Raw genomic sequence first — 16,184 nt, forward strand, 5'->3', positions numbered from 1 at the left:
CCCCGAAGGTGTCCACCCATAGCGTGGCGCCATGCAACGCCTGCGGGTAGCGCATCCGGGCAGCGCGGCGGGTCAGGGCAGCGTCGGCACCGCGAGCAGCCGCAGCAGTTCCTCGTTGAAGCTCGCCGCGTTCTCGTACTGCACCCAGTGACCTGCGTGCGGGACGAGCACCAGTTCCCCGAAGTTCGGCGCACGGCCCAGCAGCTCGCGAAGCTCATCCACCTTTCCGGCATACAGCTGGTCGAACCGGCCCCAGATGCCGTCCACGCGGCAGCGCAGCGTGGACAGCGTCCGCGCGAGAACGTCCGTCCTTGCCATTCGCCTGCGGCGCACGCGATCGCGGGCCAGGTTGGCCGCATGCAGGCGCACCGTGAAGTCGTCGATGCTCGCGGGGTCGTGCAGCATCAGCACGCGCAGGTTGTCCCGGTGCACCTGGTCGCGCGCGTCACGCTCCTGCAGGTGGCGCCAGTCTTTCAGCTGCAGGTCCGCCGCCCGGATGCCCAGCGCCGGGGCACCCGCAAGCACCAGGCGGCGCACGAGTTCCGGGTACGCAGCTGCGATGAGCCCCGCCAGCAGGCCGCCGAACGAGAACCCCACGACGCCGGCGCCGCTTCCGCCCACCACCTCGCGCAGCCCGGCGGAGACGGGCTCGACCATTCCATCGGCGTCGACGATGCTCCCGGCAGCCGCGGAGTCGCCGAAACCCGGCAAGTCCGGGACGATGACACGGCGGCCGCTCGCCGCGAGAGCCTCCACGTTGCGCAGCCAGTGCGTCCAGCTTCCGCTGCCGCCATGCAGGAGGACGAGCGGCTCCGAACCGGCGTCACCCCAGGCATGCCAGACCGTCCGGGTGGCCCCATGGACGGTTTCGATCGCCGTGGCCCGGGAGAGGACGCGCAGCGCAGCCGCAGGGAGCTCGTGCGACAGCGGCGGGAGGGGCATTCCGGCTGCGCGCCCCCTCACCGGTTGCATGCAGCCCGCGCCTTGGGCATGAACAGCAGGACCACGAAGACCAGCAGCAGCGCCAGCACCAGCAGGGTGGTCATGCCGGGCAGCCTCGGTGCGCCCGCGCCGGCGAACAGCGGCCAGGCCATGCGCCAGGCCTGGAACAGGGCGGCGGCCAGTCCGAGCCACCACGCCCACGCATAGCGCATCCACAGTCCCCAAGCGACCACCAGGGCGAGCAGCCCGACCAGCCAGGTCACGGGCTGCGCCACGCTCAGGCGCAGCGTCATGGCTTGGGCGGCGGCGCCGATCTGGACAGCCCCTCCGGCCAGCACCCACATTGAATAGCCGAGCGCCACGAAGGCGGCCACGCGGATCGAAGCGATGCCGCTCATTGCACGTCATTTCCTGTCATCGCCGGCATTGTGCCTACCGCGCCGGCGAAAGCCGTTGGCATCGACTCAGGGACCATCCGGCGGGCCGGCGAGCTGGATGCGGGCATGGGCCTGCGCATGCATGCGGACGCACACGGGATGCCTGCGGAATTCGGCCGTGGCGCAGCGCAGGGCAACGCAGAAGTCGCGCGCGATCCCCGGCTCGCTTCGGCAGCCGGGGAGCGACGCGGTCCGGGGCTCTCGTCGACCGGGCGCCGGCGTCCTGCCCTTCGAGTCGCTCGCGCGCGCCGCACGGGCGCTGGGCCGCGGTGGGGCTTGCGTCGGGGCGTCCGCGGCTGGCGGTGTCGCCACGTGCACGCGCCGCGGCGTGCGCCCGGCACCAGCACCCTCTTCCACTGCCTCGGTGGCTGGCGGCTCGGACATCGTCGCGGCGAACGGGGTGACGACCGCCGGGTCCGGCAATGCGGCTTCCCGCTCGCCTCCTCCAGGCCCATGCGCCACCAGCGAGTTTCGGGTCGCGGCGACCTCTGGCGCCTCATCACGGGACAGCGACCGGGTTGCCAGGCCGGCCACCAGCAGGACAGCAGCGACGACAGCCGCCGCCACGTGCGAGCGCCGCCGTCGTGCCCGCGCGATGCGTGCGCGGCCGGGGGCTGGGCTTGGCCGCTCCCAGGCCGGCCTGCCCGCTGCTGCCAGCAAGGCGCCCAAAAACTCGGCCGCCGAACCGTGGCGCAGGTCGGGATCCTGGGCCAGCGCCCGCATGAAGACGGCGTCGAGCGCCACCGGCAGATCGGGTTGCAGCGTCCGCAGGGGCCAGCCGTTCCGCCTCGGTTGCGGGCCGGCTGCGCCGGCCGCTATCGCCCGAACCTGGAACGGCGACGCGCCCGTCAGCAACTCGTAGGCGATGACGGCGGCCGCATAGATGTCCGCGCGGTGGTCCGCCGGCAGGCCGACGATCTGCTCCGGTGCCATGCACCCTGGCACATCGGCGTCAGCATCGACTGGCGCCCCCGGCCCGTCGAGCGCCTCGCCATCGAACCCCGTGACCTGCAGGCGTCCACAACGGCTGACGCGCAAGCCCTGCGGGCGAAGCGCCAGGTGCACCACGCCATGGCCATGGGCGTGCGCGAGCGCGCTGAGCAACTGGGCGGCCAGTGCCAGGCCCTGGAAGAGGGGCAGCCTGCCGACCCGCGCCAGCATCTCGTCCAGGCGCTCGCCCTCGTCATCGGCGGACGGATTGCCGGCAACTGCCGGCTCTGCATCGTGTCCCTTCCGGCGATCCGCAGCGATGTTCGGATGCTCCAATCGGCAGCGACCCGGCCTCTCGCCGGCTCGTGCATGTACCGCTCGTTCCTGCATCGCGGCCCATGGTCGAACTTCCCACGCACGAGCCTTGTAGGACGCAAGAGCGTCCGCCGGTGCGGCACAGTCCAGAAGGGCGCTCCATCACCACGTTCGGCGGACTCGTGCCGCCCATGCACCTGTGCGGGCGAAAGAACGTTGCGTTGGTTCGGTGCCACTCGTCGGGGACCTCGGGCCCTGCGCGTGCGTCAGGTGCAAGCTTTGTCCAGCTGCGCGCAGAGGTAGTCGACCACCCGCTCGAACGGATCGAAGCCCCAAGCCTGCGCCACCGAGGGCCGCAGGTTCGAGTTCGCGTTCACGTCGTAGAACACGCGCCGGCCGTCCGGCGTTTCCAGGTACTCGATGCCACCGACGTCCAGGCGCCCGGCCTGCACGATGCGGGTGGCGACGGCAACCGCTTCGTCGGGCACTTCCGGATACGAATGGAACTCGACCGGCGGGGCCTCCGGCCCGGCCGCAGGCAGCTCGCACAGGCCTTCCCCGTCGTCCGGGTTGCAGACGGGCGAGGGGCACAGGTTGAAGCGGCCGTGCGTCTTCACCCGCATCGCATACAGGAGGCGGCCGCCGAGGAACTCGAGGCGCACGATGCCCTGCCCGGGATCGTGCGGCAGGTATTCCTGCAGCAGGAACAGGTTGTCCGGCAGCCAGTACGCCGGGTCGCGCCGGAAGATCTCCTCGACCTGCTCGATCGAGTCCACCACCTGGATGCGCGCGCCGCTGCCGCCCTGGTCGGGCTTGAGCACGGCCGGCCACCGGATGCCGGCGGCGAAGTGCCGCAGCGCACCGGGGTCATTGAACGTGATCGACTTCGGCGTGTCGATGCCGAGCGAATGCAGCAGCGCCGCCTGCGCGCTCTTGCTCAACTCCAGCGCGAAGGCACCCGCGCCGTTGAGGACCCGGGCACCCAGCCGCTCGAGCGTGCGCATGTATGCCAGGGCGAGCGGCACCGCGCGCGTGTTCCCGCGAAGGTAGGCGCTGGGACTTGCCTGATTGAAGTAGAGCCTCGCGCCGGGCACCTCGGTATTGACGAACGCGGCGCGCGTCACGTCGAACGGCGCAAAGCGCACGCCGCGCCGCTCCAGCGCGGCAAACAGGGGCCTCTGCCATTCGGGGTGCTCATGCAGGACGACGAGGTCGGGGCCGGCCGGGTTCATGCGACCGAATCTAGTGGAAGAGGCATTTCCTCACCGGTGGCGCAGGTGTAGGGGCGCCAGCGGACGCCGGTCGCGGGCACGAGCAAGGTCGAGGGGACATCAGCTCATCCGAGCACGATCGTCCCGCTCCGTTGTGCGCTGCTCGCCTCCACGTTCGGTATCACCCGCCACGCTCGAATCCTGTGAACATCGAGTGGACAGGCTGGTGCCCGCCAAGGAGAGCGTCATGGATCGTCCGCAAGACGGGGCAAGGCTGGACGAATGGTTCGTCCCGGGATTCGGTCCGCTGCGCTTCCGGATCGCGGTCGGCCTGCTGTTCCTGCCCTACACGGGCATGGTCCTGGCATTCACCGTGATCGGCTCGGTGCTGGCGGACACCGTCCACTGGGATCGCGTCGCGGCCCTCGTGGCGATCTACTTTTTGGCCCTGGGCATCGGCGCCCACGCGCTGGATGCCGTGGGCAGCCGGGGCACCAAGCCCTGGGGCAGTGTCTTCTCGCGGCGGCAGCTCTGGCTGGTGGCGGCCAGCTCGATCGCCCTCGCCTACGCGATAGCCATCCCTTACATGCTGCGCGATGCCCCCATGCTGTGGTGGATCGCCGCGGCCGAGGGCCTCTTCCTGCTCGCCTACAACCTCGAGTGGTTCCGCGGCCGCTTCCACACGGACGGCTGGTTCGCGCTGGCCTGGGGCGCCCTGCCTGTAGGGGCCGGCCATATCCTGCAGACCAACCGGCTTTCCTGGGCGGCCCTACTGGTCGCCAGCGCGGCGGCCCTGCTGGCGCTGGTCGAGATCAAGGCCTCCCGGCCCTACAAGCTCCTCAAGCGGGCCACGGGCCTCGAGCCACCGTCCGCCCGGGAGCGCATCTGCCAGCAGCAATTTGAGTCCATCCTCAAGGCCGTGAGCCTCGGGGTGATGCTGCTGGGCGCAGGGCTGGCGGCCTGGCGCTGGCCTGGCTGAGAGGGGACAGCGAGGTGGCCACCTCCGTGCCTGCCTTCGAGGCGTACTGGCAAGCCACTCGCGAGCGGCTGGAAGAGGGGTTCGAGCGCGCCCTCCCGCACTTCTTCGACCGGCTTCCGGCAGGCCATCTGTCCACCGTCCGCACGGTGCTGGCCGGTGGCAAGCGGCTGCGCGGCAGCCTCGTGTGCCTGTTGAACGATGCACTGGGCGGAGACCCGGCGGCGGCTGTCCCGCGGGCCATGGCCGTTGAGTGCGTGCATGCGGCTTCCCTGATCCACGATGACCTGGTCGACGGCGACGCCTCGCGCCGCAACCGTCCCGCCACCTGGGCCACCGAAGGCCCGCGCCGGGCCGTACTGCTGGCCGACCTGATGTTCGCCACGGCGCTGCAGCGGATGGTGGAACTGGGCCGGGACGATGGGCTCGCACTGGCGCAGGCCATCGCCACCATGGCCGCGGGGGCGTTCCAGGAGCCGCTGGAGCCCACCGACACGCTGCACTCGCCTGGCGGCGAAGGCATGCCCTACCCCGAGCTCATTTACCTCAAGACGGGCGTCCTGTTCGGTACGGCGTGCCGCATGGGCGCGCTGGCCGCCGGTGCGTCCGCATCCGTCGCGGCGCACGCGTTCGAGTACGGCGCCCGGACCGGCGAGGCCTACCAGATGGCCGACGACCTGCAGGATCTGGTCGGGCGGCCACCGGGTCGCCCTGCTACGGCGGCGCAGCTGGCCCTGCTCGCCCCGGCCGCCTGGCATTTCTGCCCTGACCTGGCCCAGGCGCCTTCCCCGCCCGGGCCGGATCATGCGGCACGGCTGCGGCTGGTGCTGCGCAGCGCCATGGCGGCGGGCATCGAAGCCCGCCTGCAGCAGGCAAGGGCCGCTGCCAGCCAGCTTCCCGGCGGTTTTCTCGATGGGCTGCTCGCAACCGCGCCCGATCACATCGTCGCGGCTATGGCGGCCGGCGCGCCGTGACGATGGCCGAACCATGCAGGGTCAGGTCCAGCCGGCGGATCTCGACGAAACCGCGTTGCTGCAAGGCGGCCTGCAGCTCCTGCGGCCACCGGGTCTGTTCGATCAGCTGCGGCAGTCCATGGAAGATCTCGCGCCAGGCGGGAAACAGCGGCGTGCCTAGCCGCTGCAGGGCCTTGAAGTACAGGCGCCAGAGCGCGACGAGAAGAGGCCTGGGCGGATAGGTGAAGTCATGCATCAGGAGCAGGCCGCCAGGTTCGAGCATGTCCCAGGCGTTGCCGACCAGCCGCGGCAGGTCGGCGTACTTCGCCAGGTAGGAGGAGCTGATGCAGTCGAAGGGCAGCTGCGAGCGGTAGTCCTCGGCGCGGCCGAGGACCAGCTCGACGTTGCCAACCCCTTGCCGTCGCACCTTCTCCCGCGCGATCGCCAGGTACTCCTCTCGAAGTTCGACACCCACCACTTGGCAATCCGGCAGGTGGCGGGCGATCGCCAGGGTGGAGATACCCGTCCCGCAGGCGAGATCGGCCACCCGGCGCGCTTGCGGCGGAATGAGGCGGCAGATCCGCCGCTTCCACAGGCGGTCGATGCCGAATGTGGCGGCACCGACCATGTGGTCGTAGCTGTGGCCCGTGCCCTGGAAGAAGCGCTCCACCAGCGCCAGCCTGGGATCAACCGGTTCGAACGGCATCGAGGGTCCTGTCGAAGCCTGCTGGAAATCCGTATCGTGGGTCGCTGCAGGGTGTCCGCACAAGCCGGAAGCTGCGGCCCATCGCGAAGATGTGAAATATCGGCGGCGGGTCGGCCCGGCCGGTGCCGGCAGTGAAGCCCCCGACCCCTGTCGCTAGAACGTGACTTTCACCGACGCCGCGCTGCGCTGCGCCTCGCCGTGGTACACGGCCTCGATGTTGTTGCCGTCCGGGTCGAGCACGAAGGCAGCGTAGTAGTCGGGGTGGTAGGGCCGCACGCCGGGCGCGCCGTTGTCCTTGCCGCCGTGGGCCAGGGCAGCCCGGTGGAAGGCGTCCACCATGGCCCGGCTCTGCGCCTGGAACGCCAGGTGCTGGCGGCCGGTGAGCTCACCCTGCGCGGCCGGGCTCTCGCGGGTCGAAACGACCAGCTCGTCCGCCCAGAAGAAACCGTCGCCGCTGCCGCCCAGCGGAATGCCCAGCACGTCGAAGATCGACGCATAGAAGGCCTGCGCGGCAGGAAAGTCGCGCACCACCAGCTGGATGTGGTCGATGAGGCGGCCGCGGTGCAGTTCCTGGATTTCCATAGGTTTGCTCCTTGCCCGGTTGACGCCGACAGGCAGCGATTCTGCGGGACATCCGGCCCCTGCGCACGGCGTTGTTGCAGGTCCGTAACCGGCGGCCCGCCCCGCCCGCTAGATCTGCACGCGCGTGCCGAGCTCGATCACGCAGTTGTTCGGCAGCCGCAGGAAGTCGGCCACGCTGCCAGCGTTGCGCGACATGAAGGCGAACAGCCCCGCGCGCCAGCGCAGCATGCCGGCCGCGCGGACCGGAACGATGGTCTCCCGGCTCAGGAAATAGCTGACCTCGTCCACGTCGATCGGCAGTTCCGCCGTGCGGCACAGGGCAAGTGCCTGCGGAATGTCGGGGATGTCCTTGAAGCCATAGTTCACCTGCACCCGCCAGAAGCCCGGCACCAGCGGCTGCACCGCGACGCGGTCGGCCGGCGCCACCCACGGCACGTCCTGGAACCGCACGACCAGGATCAGGTTGCGTTCGTGCAGGACCTGGTTGTGCTTGAGGTTGTGCAGCAGCGCCTGCGGCACGGTGTCCGGGCTGGCCACCGCATAGACGGCCGTGCGCATCGCGCGCGGCATCTCGTCCAGCGCGAGCGCCTGCAGGAAAGGCAGCAGCTCGGGGTCGCCCTGGCTGATGCTGCCCATCAGCAGTTCGCGGCCGCGGCGCCAGCTCGCCATGACCGTGAACAGCGCGAGCCCGAGCGCCAGCGGGAACCAGCCGCCCTGGGCGAACTTCAGCGAGCACGCGGCCACCAGGACGGCATCGACCCCGAGGAACAGGGCCGTCGCGCCCACCGTGACCGGCAGCGGGTAGCGCCACGCATGGCGCACCACGAAGAACGTCAGGAGGGTCGTGGCCAGCATCGTCAAGGTCACGGCGATGCCGTAGGCCGAGGCCAGCGCCGACGAGCTTCCGAATCCGAGGACGGCCAGCACGACGGCCGCAAGCAGCAGCCAGTTCACCAGGGGCAGGTAGATCTGGCCCATCTCCTTCTCGGAGGTATGCATCATCTGCATGCGCGGCAGCAAGCCCAGCTGGATCGCCTGCTGGGTGAGCGAGTAGGCCCCGGTGATCACGGCCTGCGACGCGATGATGGTCGCCACGGTGGCCAGCACCACCGCGGGAAGCAGCAGCGCGGACGGGAACAGCCGGAAGAACGGATTTTCCAGGGCCGCCGGTTCGCGCATCAGCAGCGCCGCCTGCCCCATGTAGTTCAGGGCCAGCGATGGCAGCACCAGGCTGCTCCAGGCGATCCGGATCGGTCGCTTGCCGAAGTGGCCCAGGTCGGCGTACAGCGCCTCCGAGCCGGTGAAGGCCAGCACGATGGCGCCCAGGATGACGAAGAAGTGCCAGCCCTGCCGGCCGGCGAAGGCGAGCGCATGCAGCGGATTGAGCGCCTGGAGGATGAGCGGCTCGCGCACGACATGCAGCAGGCCGGCGACGGCGATCACCACGAACCACAGGCCGATGACCGGGCCGAACAGCTTGCCGACCACGCCCGTGCCGAAGCGCTGGACGGCGAACAGCGCGACCAGCACCCCCAGGGAGATCGGCAGCACGTAGGGCTTCAAGGCCGGCGTGGCTACTTCCAGGCCTTCCACCGCACTGAGCACGGAGATGGCCGGGGTGATGATGCTGTCGCCGTAGAACAGCGCCGCTCCGAACACGCCGACCAGCAGCAGCACGTGCCGGCGGCGGGCCGTCCGGCCCGCCGCCTGTGCGGCCAGGGCGGTCAGCGCCATGATGCCGCCCTCGCCCCGGTTGTCCGCGCGCAGGATCAGCACGACGTATTTCAGGGTGACGATGAAGAGCAGGCCCCACAGCACGACCGAGACGGAGCCGATGAGGTTGGCGGCGTCCAACGGCAACCGGTGCTCGGGGTTGAAGATTTCCCGCACGGTGTACAGCGGGCTGGTGCCGATGTCGCCGAACACGACGCCCAGCGCACCCAGGGTGAGCGCGGCCCGGCTCTCCCGTCCGGCGGTTCCCGCCGCTGCGATGGGCAGGCGGACGGATCCGCCGCCCTGCCGCCGTGCGTGTCCTGCCTGCATGTCGGCACCCCCTTCAGGCTGCGGCGAGGCGGTAGCCGACACCCGTCTCGGTGAGCAGGTAGCGCGGCTCCTCGGGCCTCTCCTCGATCTTCGCGCGCAGCTGCGCCATGTAGAGGCGCAGGTAGTGCGTGTGCTGGGCGAACTCCGGCCCCCAGACCTCCGTCAGCAGTTGCCGGTGCGTGACCACCTTGCCGGCACTGCGCACCAGCCGCGCGAGCAGCTGGTACTCGGTGGGCGTCAGGTGCACCGGATGGCCCCGCGCCTCGACCCGCCGCGCCCCGAGGTCCACGCGCAAGCCGTCCGACTCGTACACGGTGAGCGCCGCCGGCAAGGACGTTCCACGGTGGCGCAGGGCCACCCGGATGCGGGCCAGCAGCTCGCCGACGCTGAACGGCTTGGTCAGGTAGTCGTCAGCGCCGGCATCCAGCAGCCTGACCTTCTCCGCCTCCTGGTGCCGGGCCGAGACGACGAGCACGGGTATCGCATGCTGCTGGCGCGCATCCCGCACCAGGTCGCTGCCGTCGCCGTCCGGCAGGCCCAGGTCCAGCAGCACGACGTCCGGCGCTGCATGGCGCAGCAGCGCGCGCGCCTCGCTGATGCTCACCGCCGTGCGGACGTCGAAGCCTTCGACGGCCAGGCTCGACTGCAGCATGGTCCGGATCGCCGGGTCGTCTTCGACCACCAGCAGCCGCAGCGTCATGCGGGCTCCATCACCGGCTGCGCCGCCTCGACCGGGAGCACCAGCACGAAGGCGCTGCCGCCGCCTTCGCGCCGGCGCACCGACAGCTCGCCGTGGTGGGCGCGGGCGATCGCACGGCCGACGGCCAGGCCCAGCCCGTCGCCGCGCTGGCCGGACCGGTCGCTGCGGTGCCAGGGCTCGAAGATGGCCGCTTCCTCGCCGGCGGGAATGCCGTCGCCCCGGTCGAGCACGGCCAGCTCGATGCGATGGTCCCGCTGCCGCACGTCGAGGTCGATCCGGCCCGCGCTGTACTTGAGCGCGTTGTCCAGCAGGTTCTCGAGCAGCTGGGCGAGCAGCACCGGGTCGGCCCTGATCAGCGGCAAGCGCGCCGGCACCTGCGACTGGATGCGGTGCGCCGCGTCGCGCTGGCGCACCCGGGCCAGCACGGCGCCGACGATCTCCTCGACCGACTCCCAATCCATGGGGATCTCGCCGGCGTGATCGAGCCGCACCAGTTGCAGGGTGTTGTCCGTCAGCGTCGCCAGGTGCCGCGACTCGCCCAGGATGGTGGCGAGCATGCGCTGGCGCTGCAGCGGCGGCAGCCGTTCACCCTGCGTCTGCAGCGACGAGGCGGCGCCCATGATGGCCGCCAGCGGCGTGCGGAAGTCGTGCGAGATGGCCGCCAGCAGGGTGCTTTGCGCGCGATGCCATTGCGACTGTTCCTGGGCGTCGCGCATCGCCGCCGCCAGCCGGATGCGCCAGAGCGCCTGGCCCGCAAGCGCGCAGATCGCCTGGGCGTGCTCCCGGCCGCCGTTGTCGGACGCCGATACGTTCTGCACGCAGGCCGCCCCGCCCGTATGGCTCTCGGTGCGCAACGGCAGGTACCAGGCCTGCAGGCCCGGCCAGCGCCCCGTGCCCGGGCCGAGCGTCGCCGCCTCGCGGATGCAGGCCTGCAGGCCGTCGCGCAGCGGCGCCTGCTCCGCCCGCAAGTGCAGGTCGCCCTGCGCGTCGAGCAGGGCGACGGTGCAGGGCCCCGGGAAGGCGCGGTTCAGGTTGCGGTGCGCGATCGCCAGGACCTCGGCCGGCAACGCGGCGACCGCGAGCTCGACGGCCATCTCCTGCAGCTGGCGCGCGCGCCGCTCGTTCAGGCGCGCGGCTTCCGTCTCGCGCCGCAAGCCCGTGCCCAGGTGGCTGATGACCAGGGCGACCGCCAGCAGGGCGAACAGGGCGAACAGGTTCTCCTGCGCGTCCACCCGGAAGCTGTACCGGGGCGAGACGAAGAAGAAGTTGAGGAGCGTGACGGCCCCGATGGCGCAGCACAGCGAAGCCACCCGGCCGAGCGTGTAGGAGGCCAGCACCAGGGCCAGCACGTAGACCATCGCTTCGCTGGTCACGCTGACGTGGCGGTCCAGCAGCAGGTTGAGCACGGTCGCCGCCACGAGCAGCCCGCAGCCGACCCAGCCGTCGCGCACCTTGCGGGCGTCCGGCGGCCCGGAGGAGCGGGCTGCGGTGCTCATGCCGGTGAAGGTAGCACCGGCGGCATCAGGATGGCGTTAGGGCCGTGCGGGCCGTTGACGCCTCGAAAGCGCGCTGGCGTAGCACAACCGTTGATCATGCTCGACAGGCAAAGGGGAGCCTCGATCAACCGCCGAGCGCGGTCAGCTTGGCCGCGCTACCCGCTCCGGCTGTGTCTTGCCCTCCACACGAGGGCGCCGCACGAATCGATCTCAGGACAGCGCGAACCGGGCGGCCGCGGCGATGCTGGCCGCATCGACCCCGAAGAAGGCCCGCAGCGCCGCCCGCGTGTCGCTGCGACCGAACCCGTCCGTGCCCAGCGTGAGGTAGCGGCGGCCCGGCGGCACGTAGGCGCGAATGCTTTCCGGCACCGCCCGCACATAGTCGCTCGCGGCGATCACCGGGCCCGAGCCCGCCAGCAGTTGCTGCAGGTAGGGCTCGGTCCCGCCCTCGCCCGCCATCGCCTTGCGCTCGCAGGCCAGCCCGTCGCGGGCCAGCTCGCTCCAGCTGGTGATGCTGACCACCTCGACGCCGATGCCCTCGCCCGCGAGCTGCCCGGCGGCCTTCAGCACTTCGGGAAGGATCGCGCCCGATCCGAGCAAGGTGACGCGCGCCGGTGCCGATCCGTCCGCGAAGCTCGAATGGCGGTAGCCGCCACGGATGACCCCCTCGCGCGCGCTCTCCGGCAGGTCCGGCTGCGCGTAGTTCTCGTTCATCAGCGTCAGGTAGTAGAAGACGTCGCGCTGCTCCACCAGCATCTCGCGCATGCCGTGGTCCACCAGCACCGCCATCTCGCCGGCGAAGGCCGGGTCGTAGGCCTTGCAGTTGGGAAGGGTCGCGGCGACCAGGTGGCTGCTGCCGTCCTGGTGCTGCAGGCCCTCGCCGGCCAGCGTGGTGCGGCCGGAGGTGGCGCCCAGCAGGAAGCCGCGGGCGCGCTGGTCGGCGGCCGCCCAGATCGCGTCGCCCACGCGCTGGAAGCCGAACATCGAGTAGTAGATGTAGAACGGCAGCATCGGCAGGCCGTGCACGCTGTAGCTGGTGGCCGCGGCGGTCCAGCTGGCAATGGCGCCCGCCTCGCTGATGCCCTCCTCCAGGATCTGCCCGTCCAGCGCCTCGCGGTACGACAGCACCGAGCCGATGTCCTCCGGTTCGTACTTCTGGCCCACGCTGGAATAGATGCCCACCTGCTTGAACAGGTTGGCCATGCCGAAGGTGCGCGCCTCGTCGGCCACGATCGGCACGATGCGGGGCCCCAGCTGCGGGTCCTTCAGCAGGTTGCCCAGCAGGCGCACGAAGGCCATGGTGGTCGACATCTCCTTGCCGCCCGCCTGCACGGCGAACTGCCCATACGAGGCCAGCGGCGGCACCGGCAGCGCCGGCGCCTGCGACTCGCGCCGCGGCAGGTAGCCGCCCAGCGCGCGGCGGCGCTCGTGCAGGTAGCGCAGTTCCGGGCTGTCCGGCGCGGGCTTGTGGAACGCCAGCGTCCGGGCCTGCTCGTCCGAGAGCGGCAGCTCGAAGCGGTTGCGGAACGCCAGCAGGGCCGCCTCGTCCAGCTTCTTCTGGCTGTGAGTGGTCATCCGGCCCTGGCCGGCCGCGCCCATGCCGAAGCCCTTCTTGGTGTGGGCCAGGATCACCGTGGGCTGGCCGCGGTGCCTCGCCGCCCGCTCGTAGGCCGCATGGATCTTCACCAGATCGTGGCCGCCGCGCTTCAAGCGATCGATCTGCTCGTCGGTCATGCCCTGCGCCAGCCGGACCAGCTCCCCGTCCTGGCCGAAGAAGTTGTCGCGGTTGAAGCGGCCGTCCTTGGCGGCGAAGGTCTGCATCTGCCCGTCCACCGTGCCGGCGAAGGCACGCACCAGCGCCTGGGTCGTGTCGCGCGCGAACAGCCCGTCCCAGTCGCTGCCCCACAGCAGCTTGACCACGTTCCAGCCGGCGCCGCGGAACAGTTTTTCGAGTTCGTCGACGATCCGGCCGTTGCCACGCACCGGCCCGTCCAGGCGCTGCAGGTTGCAGTTGACCACCCAGACCAGGTTGTCCAGCTTCTCGCGCGAGGCCAGCGTCAGCGCACTCATGCTCTCGGGCTCGTCCATCTCGCCGTCGCCGAACACGCCCCACACCTTGCGGCCTTCGGTGTCCAGCAGGCCGCGGTGCGTGAGGTAGCGCATGAAGCGCGCGTGGTAGATCGAGCTGATCGGGCCGATGCCCATGGAGCCGGTCGGGAACTGCCAGAACTCCGGCATCAGCCAGGGGTGCGGATAGCTCGAGAGGCCGCGCGCGCCCTGCTGCGGCGCCGTGATCTCCTGGCGGTAGTGCGCCAGGTCGTGCTCGGACAGGCGCCCTTCGAGGAGCGCACGGGCGTACACGCCTGGCGCGCTGTGCGGCTGGAAGAACACCAGGTCGCCACCCTGCTGGTCGTTGCGGGCACGGAAGAAGTGGTTGAAGCCGACTTCGAACAGGTCGGCGGCGCTGGCGTAGCTGGCGATGTGCCCGCCCAGCTCGCCATACGCGGTGTTCGCGCGGACCACCATGGCCAGCGCGTTCCACCGCATCAGGGAAGCCAGCTTCTCCTCGATGGCCAGGTCGCCCGGGAACTCCGGCTGCGCCTCGACCGGCACGGTGTTGACGTAGGGCGTGGCCAGCTCCGGCGACCACGCCACGCCCGGCTGGCGGGCCAGCACCGCCAGCTGGTCGAGGAGAAAGCGGGCACGCGACGGCCCGTGGGTGGCGACCACCGCCAGGAAGGCGTCGCGCCATTCGGCCGTCTCGACCGGGTCGAAGTCGCCGCCCGGGTCAGCGAGGTAGCGGGTGGTGCCGAGGTCCGTCATGCCTTCCACTGTAGGCGCGGGGGCACAGCAGAAGCTACCGAATATCGCGCGCAGCTCGACCGCCGCAGCATAGAATGCCGCCGCCATGCAGCTCGACACCATCGACCTTCGTATCCTGGACGCGCTGCAGCACGACGGCTCCCTGACCAACGTGGAACTGGCCCGCCGTGTGCACCTGTCGCCTTCGCCCTGCCTGGCGAGGGTCAAGGCCCTGCAAGCGGCCGGCGTGATCGAACGTTACGTCGCCCTGGTGAACGGCAAGTCCCTGGGGCTGGGCCTCAACGTCTTCATCAACATCAGCCTGAAGGCACAGTCCAAGGAGGCGCTGGCCGCCTTCGAACAGCGCATCGCCGAGCACGACGAGGTCATGGAGTGCTACCTCATGACCGGCGACAGCGACTACCTGATCCGTGTGGCGGTTTCCGATATCGCGGCGCTGGAGCGTTTCATCCTGGACCAGCTCACGCCCATCCCGGGGATCGAGAAGATCCGCTCGAGCTTCGCGCTCAAGCAGGTGCGCTACAAAACGGCGCTCCCGTTGCCCGCCCACGGCTGATCGGCGCGCGAGTACCGGCCTCGCACCGACCGGATCAGTCGGCCAAGCCGACGGGCCTTGGCGGCGAGCCGGACGCCGAGGTTCTGCACCGGCGATCGTCAGATCAGCACCGGATCCAGCCGGCTGCGGACGGCCCGCAGCACGCTAAACACGGTCAGCAACGAGGTTTTCGGGTTCGAGGCCAGCGCCTTGTTGCGCATGACCAGCTCGAGCTCGCCGAAGTCTCCGCAGGCATGCACCTTGTGGGCGTTCTCGCGGATGGAGGGATCGGCCACCAGCCGCACCCGGGTGGCCTCCATGCCGACGCCCGCAATCGAGATCGCCGCGGCCACGTTGGCGTTCTTCGGGAACAGCGCGCAGGCCTCGCGCGCGCTGCCCTCGAAGATCGTCTCGGGTTCGCGCAGGTCCGCCAGCCGGGGCAGATTCGCCGCCGGCAGGCCCTCCCAGGCGTGGGGCGGCTTGCAACCGGTGTAGGTGACGGTGTCGAGCCCGCCCTGGCGCGCCGCTGCCAGGGCATCCAGCGCGCCGATGGCCCCGGAAATCAGGCGCACCTGGGCCGACCCCGCGCGCGCCGCGCGCTCCAGCCGCTCGGCGACGCCGGGCGCGGCGAGCGCGCCGATCGACACGATCACGCAGGGCACGCCCCGCGACAGCGCCGGCACGACGTGCTGCTCGATGGCCGCGTGGCCGGCAGCCTCGACCACGAGGTCGAAAGGCCGCTGCGGCAACTCCGTGCAGACCTCGGCGCGCGGCGCCAAGTCGCGCACCTTGGCGCGCGCTTCGGCCAGGCTTTCCGGGCGCACCACCACGGCGGCCACCTCCACCGCGCCATCGCGCGCGAGTTCCTGCAGCACCGCCTGGCTGATGGCGCCGCACCCGATCACTGCAATCTTCAGCATCCTGGTTCCCCCTGCGTCCAGCGCTACCGGTCTTGCCGGCCCACGGCCGGGCGGCCCCGCAAGACGCGGGAGAACCAGGCCAGCAGCGATTCAAGCAGGCCGCCGCGCCCACTGCCAGCCGGCTGGGCTGGCGCTGGCGCGACCGGCGCGTGGCGCTGCTGCAATTGCTGCACGAAGGCCGCGAAGAAGTCCTCGGCCATCTTCTGCGCCGCCATGTCCACCAGGCGCGAGCCGATCTGCGCCAGCTTGCCGCCGACACTCGCTTGCGCCGTGTACTGGATGAGGGTGCTGTCCACGGCCGGCGAGGACAGTGCCACCGAGGCCTCGCCCTTCCCATGGCCGGCCACGCCGCCCTGGCCACTGAACACGAGCGTGTAGCGATCCGGGGCCTGCACGTCCTTCAGGACGATCTGCCCCTTGAACCGCGCCTTCACCGGCCCGATCGAGGCCACCAGCACGACTTCGTATCCATCGGCGGTCTGCACGACCGTCTCGCATCCCGGGATGCACCCTTTCAGGACCTCGGGGTCATTCAGGGCTTCCCATACGACCTGCTGCGACAAGGGCAGGGTCTTCTCTCCGTTCATCTTCATGGCTGTCGCATCTCCTTGTTTC

15 protein-coding genes are annotated in these 16,184 nt (G+C 70.7%); 3 read left to right on the top strand and 12 right to left on the bottom strand.

What is annotated here, in order from left to right; all coding sequences use genetic code 11:
* Positions 1 to 72 precede the first annotated feature (72 nt).
* From PE066_RS05495 to PE066_RS05510, 4 genes are all read right to left on the bottom strand, one after another.
* Positions 73 to 942 carry an alpha/beta fold hydrolase gene (locus PE066_RS05495; protein WP_271235553.1) on the bottom strand — a complete coding sequence of 290 codons (870 nt, stop codon included), beginning with the start codon at positions 940 to 942 and terminating at the stop codon, positions 73 to 75.
* A 17-nt stretch (positions 943 to 959) separates the two neighbouring features.
* The gene (locus PE066_RS05500) at positions 960 to 1,340 is read right to left on the bottom strand and encodes a hypothetical protein (RefSeq protein ID WP_271235554.1); all 381 of its coding nucleotides are present in this window, start codon (positions 1,338 to 1,340) and stop codon (positions 960 to 962) included.
* Positions 1,341 to 1,406: 66 nt separating this feature from the next.
* Entirely contained in the window at positions 1,407 to 2,645 is a 1,239-nt protein-coding gene (locus tag PE066_RS05505; RefSeq protein ID WP_271235555.1) for a serine/threonine-protein kinase, read from the bottom strand.
* Between the two features lie 245 nt (positions 2,646 to 2,890).
* Entirely contained in the window at positions 2,891 to 3,856 is a 966-nt protein-coding gene (locus PE066_RS05510) for an ATP-grasp domain-containing protein (protein WP_271235556.1), read from the bottom strand.
* Positions 3,857 to 4,082: 226 nt separating this feature from the next.
* On the opposite strand from PE066_RS05510, the gene PE066_RS05515 reads away from it, so the two are divergent.
* Complete coding sequence (locus PE066_RS05515) at positions 4,083 to 4,814, top strand: hypothetical protein (protein WP_271235557.1); 732 nt, start codon at positions 4,083 to 4,085, stop codon at positions 4,812 to 4,814.
* A gap of 14 nt (positions 4,815 to 4,828) precedes the next feature.
* Positions 4,829 to 5,785 (top strand): polyprenyl synthetase family protein, encoded by a 957-nt coding sequence (locus PE066_RS05520; RefSeq protein WP_271235558.1) that lies wholly within the window; start codon positions 4,829 to 4,831, stop codon positions 5,783 to 5,785.
* Here PE066_RS05520 and PE066_RS05525 read toward each other — a convergent pair.
* From PE066_RS05525 to mdeB, 6 genes are all read right to left on the bottom strand, one after another.
* Entirely contained in the window at positions 5,763 to 6,470 is a 708-nt protein-coding gene (locus tag PE066_RS05525) for a class I SAM-dependent methyltransferase (RefSeq protein WP_271235559.1), read from the bottom strand. The two genes, PE066_RS05520 and PE066_RS05525, sit on opposite strands and share 23 nt — an antisense overlap.
* A 153-nt stretch (positions 6,471 to 6,623) precedes the next feature.
* The gene (locus PE066_RS05530) at positions 6,624 to 7,052 is read right to left on the bottom strand and encodes a VOC family protein (protein ID WP_271235560.1); all 429 of its coding nucleotides are present in this window, start codon (positions 7,050 to 7,052) and stop codon (positions 6,624 to 6,626) included.
* A gap of 108 nt (positions 7,053 to 7,160) precedes the next feature.
* A complete protein-coding gene (locus PE066_RS05535; RefSeq protein ID WP_271235561.1) occupies positions 7,161 to 9,095 on the bottom strand; it encodes a potassium transporter Kup in 1,935 nt (644 codons plus the stop codon).
* Positions 9,096 to 9,108: 13 nt separating this feature from the next.
* Positions 9,109 to 9,795, bottom strand: a complete 687-nt coding sequence (locus tag PE066_RS05540; RefSeq protein WP_271235562.1) for a response regulator — start codon at positions 9,793 to 9,795, stop codon at positions 9,109 to 9,111.
* Positions 9,792 to 11,291 (bottom strand): DUF4118 domain-containing protein, encoded by a 1,500-nt coding sequence (locus tag PE066_RS05545; protein ID WP_271235563.1) that lies wholly within the window; start codon positions 11,289 to 11,291, stop codon positions 9,792 to 9,794. The genes PE066_RS05540 and PE066_RS05545 overlap by 4 nt, the downstream gene beginning before the upstream one ends.
* Before the next feature lie 210 nt (positions 11,292 to 11,501).
* A complete protein-coding gene (gene mdeB / locus PE066_RS05550) occupies positions 11,502 to 14,114 on the bottom strand; it encodes an alpha-ketoglutarate dehydrogenase (protein ID WP_271235564.1) in 2,613 nt (870 codons plus the stop codon).
* A gap of 85 nt (positions 14,115 to 14,199) precedes the next feature.
* On the opposite strand from mdeB, the gene PE066_RS05555 reads away from it, so the two are divergent.
* A complete protein-coding gene (locus PE066_RS05555; RefSeq protein WP_271235565.1) occupies positions 14,200 to 14,670 on the top strand; it encodes an Lrp/AsnC family transcriptional regulator in 471 nt (156 codons plus the stop codon).
* Between the two features lie 98 nt (positions 14,671 to 14,768).
* Here the strand turns inward: PE066_RS05555 and PE066_RS05560 are convergent, their stop codons facing one another.
* Both PE066_RS05560 and PE066_RS05565 read right to left on the bottom strand, forming a co-directional pair.
* Positions 14,769 to 15,569 carry an aspartate dehydrogenase gene (locus PE066_RS05560; RefSeq protein ID WP_271235566.1) on the bottom strand — a complete coding sequence of 267 codons (801 nt, stop codon included), beginning with the start codon at positions 15,567 to 15,569 and terminating at the stop codon, positions 14,769 to 14,771.
* Positions 15,570 to 15,592: 23 nt separating this feature from the next.
* Positions 15,593 to 16,162, bottom strand: coding sequence for an SRPBCC family protein (locus PE066_RS05565; protein WP_271235567.1), 570 nt, complete (start codon positions 16,160 to 16,162; stop codon positions 15,593 to 15,595).
* Positions 16,163 to 16,184 lie beyond the last annotated feature (22 nt).

The organism is Ramlibacter tataouinensis (genome assembly GCF_027941915.1).
Classification (GTDB): domain Bacteria; phylum Pseudomonadota; class Gammaproteobacteria; order Burkholderiales; family Burkholderiaceae_C; genus Ramlibacter; species Ramlibacter tataouinensis_C.

Coding starts and splice junctions, on each gene's coding strand:
- PE066_RS05515 (WP_271235557.1), top strand. CDS start 4,083: ATGGATCGTCCGCAAGACGGGGCAAGGCTGGACGAATGGTTCGTCCCG.
- mdeB (WP_271235564.1), bottom strand. CDS start 14,114: ATGACGGACCTCGGCACCACCCGCTACCTCGCTGACCCGGGCGGCGAC.
- PE066_RS05495 (WP_271235553.1), bottom strand. CDS start 942: ATGCCCCTCCCGCCGCTGTCGCACGAGCTCCCTGCGGCTGCGCTGCGC.
- PE066_RS05510 (WP_271235556.1), bottom strand. CDS start 3,856: ATGAACCCGGCCGGCCCCGACCTCGTCGTCCTGCATGAGCACCCCGAA.
- PE066_RS05540 (WP_271235562.1), bottom strand. CDS start 9,795: ATGACGCTGCGGCTGCTGGTGGTCGAAGACGACCCGGCGATCCGGACC.
- PE066_RS05555 (WP_271235565.1), top strand. CDS start 14,200: ATGCAGCTCGACACCATCGACCTTCGTATCCTGGACGCGCTGCAGCAC.
- PE066_RS05565 (WP_271235567.1), bottom strand. CDS start 16,162: ATGAAGATGAACGGAGAGAAGACCCTGCCCTTGTCGCAGCAGGTCGTA.
- PE066_RS05530 (WP_271235560.1), bottom strand. CDS start 7,052: ATGGAAATCCAGGAACTGCACCGCGGCCGCCTCATCGACCACATCCAG.
- PE066_RS05525 (WP_271235559.1), bottom strand. CDS start 6,470: ATGCCGTTCGAACCGGTTGATCCCAGGCTGGCGCTGGTGGAGCGCTTC.
- PE066_RS05560 (WP_271235566.1), bottom strand. CDS start 15,569: ATGCTGAAGATTGCAGTGATCGGGTGCGGCGCCATCAGCCAGGCGGTG.
- PE066_RS05545 (WP_271235563.1), bottom strand. CDS start 11,291: ATGAGCACCGCAGCCCGCTCCTCCGGGCCGCCGGACGCCCGCAAGGTG.
- PE066_RS05500 (WP_271235554.1), bottom strand. CDS start 1,340: ATGAGCGGCATCGCTTCGATCCGCGTGGCCGCCTTCGTGGCGCTCGGC.
- PE066_RS05535 (WP_271235561.1), bottom strand. CDS start 9,095: ATGCAGGCAGGACACGCACGGCGGCAGGGCGGCGGATCCGTCCGCCTG.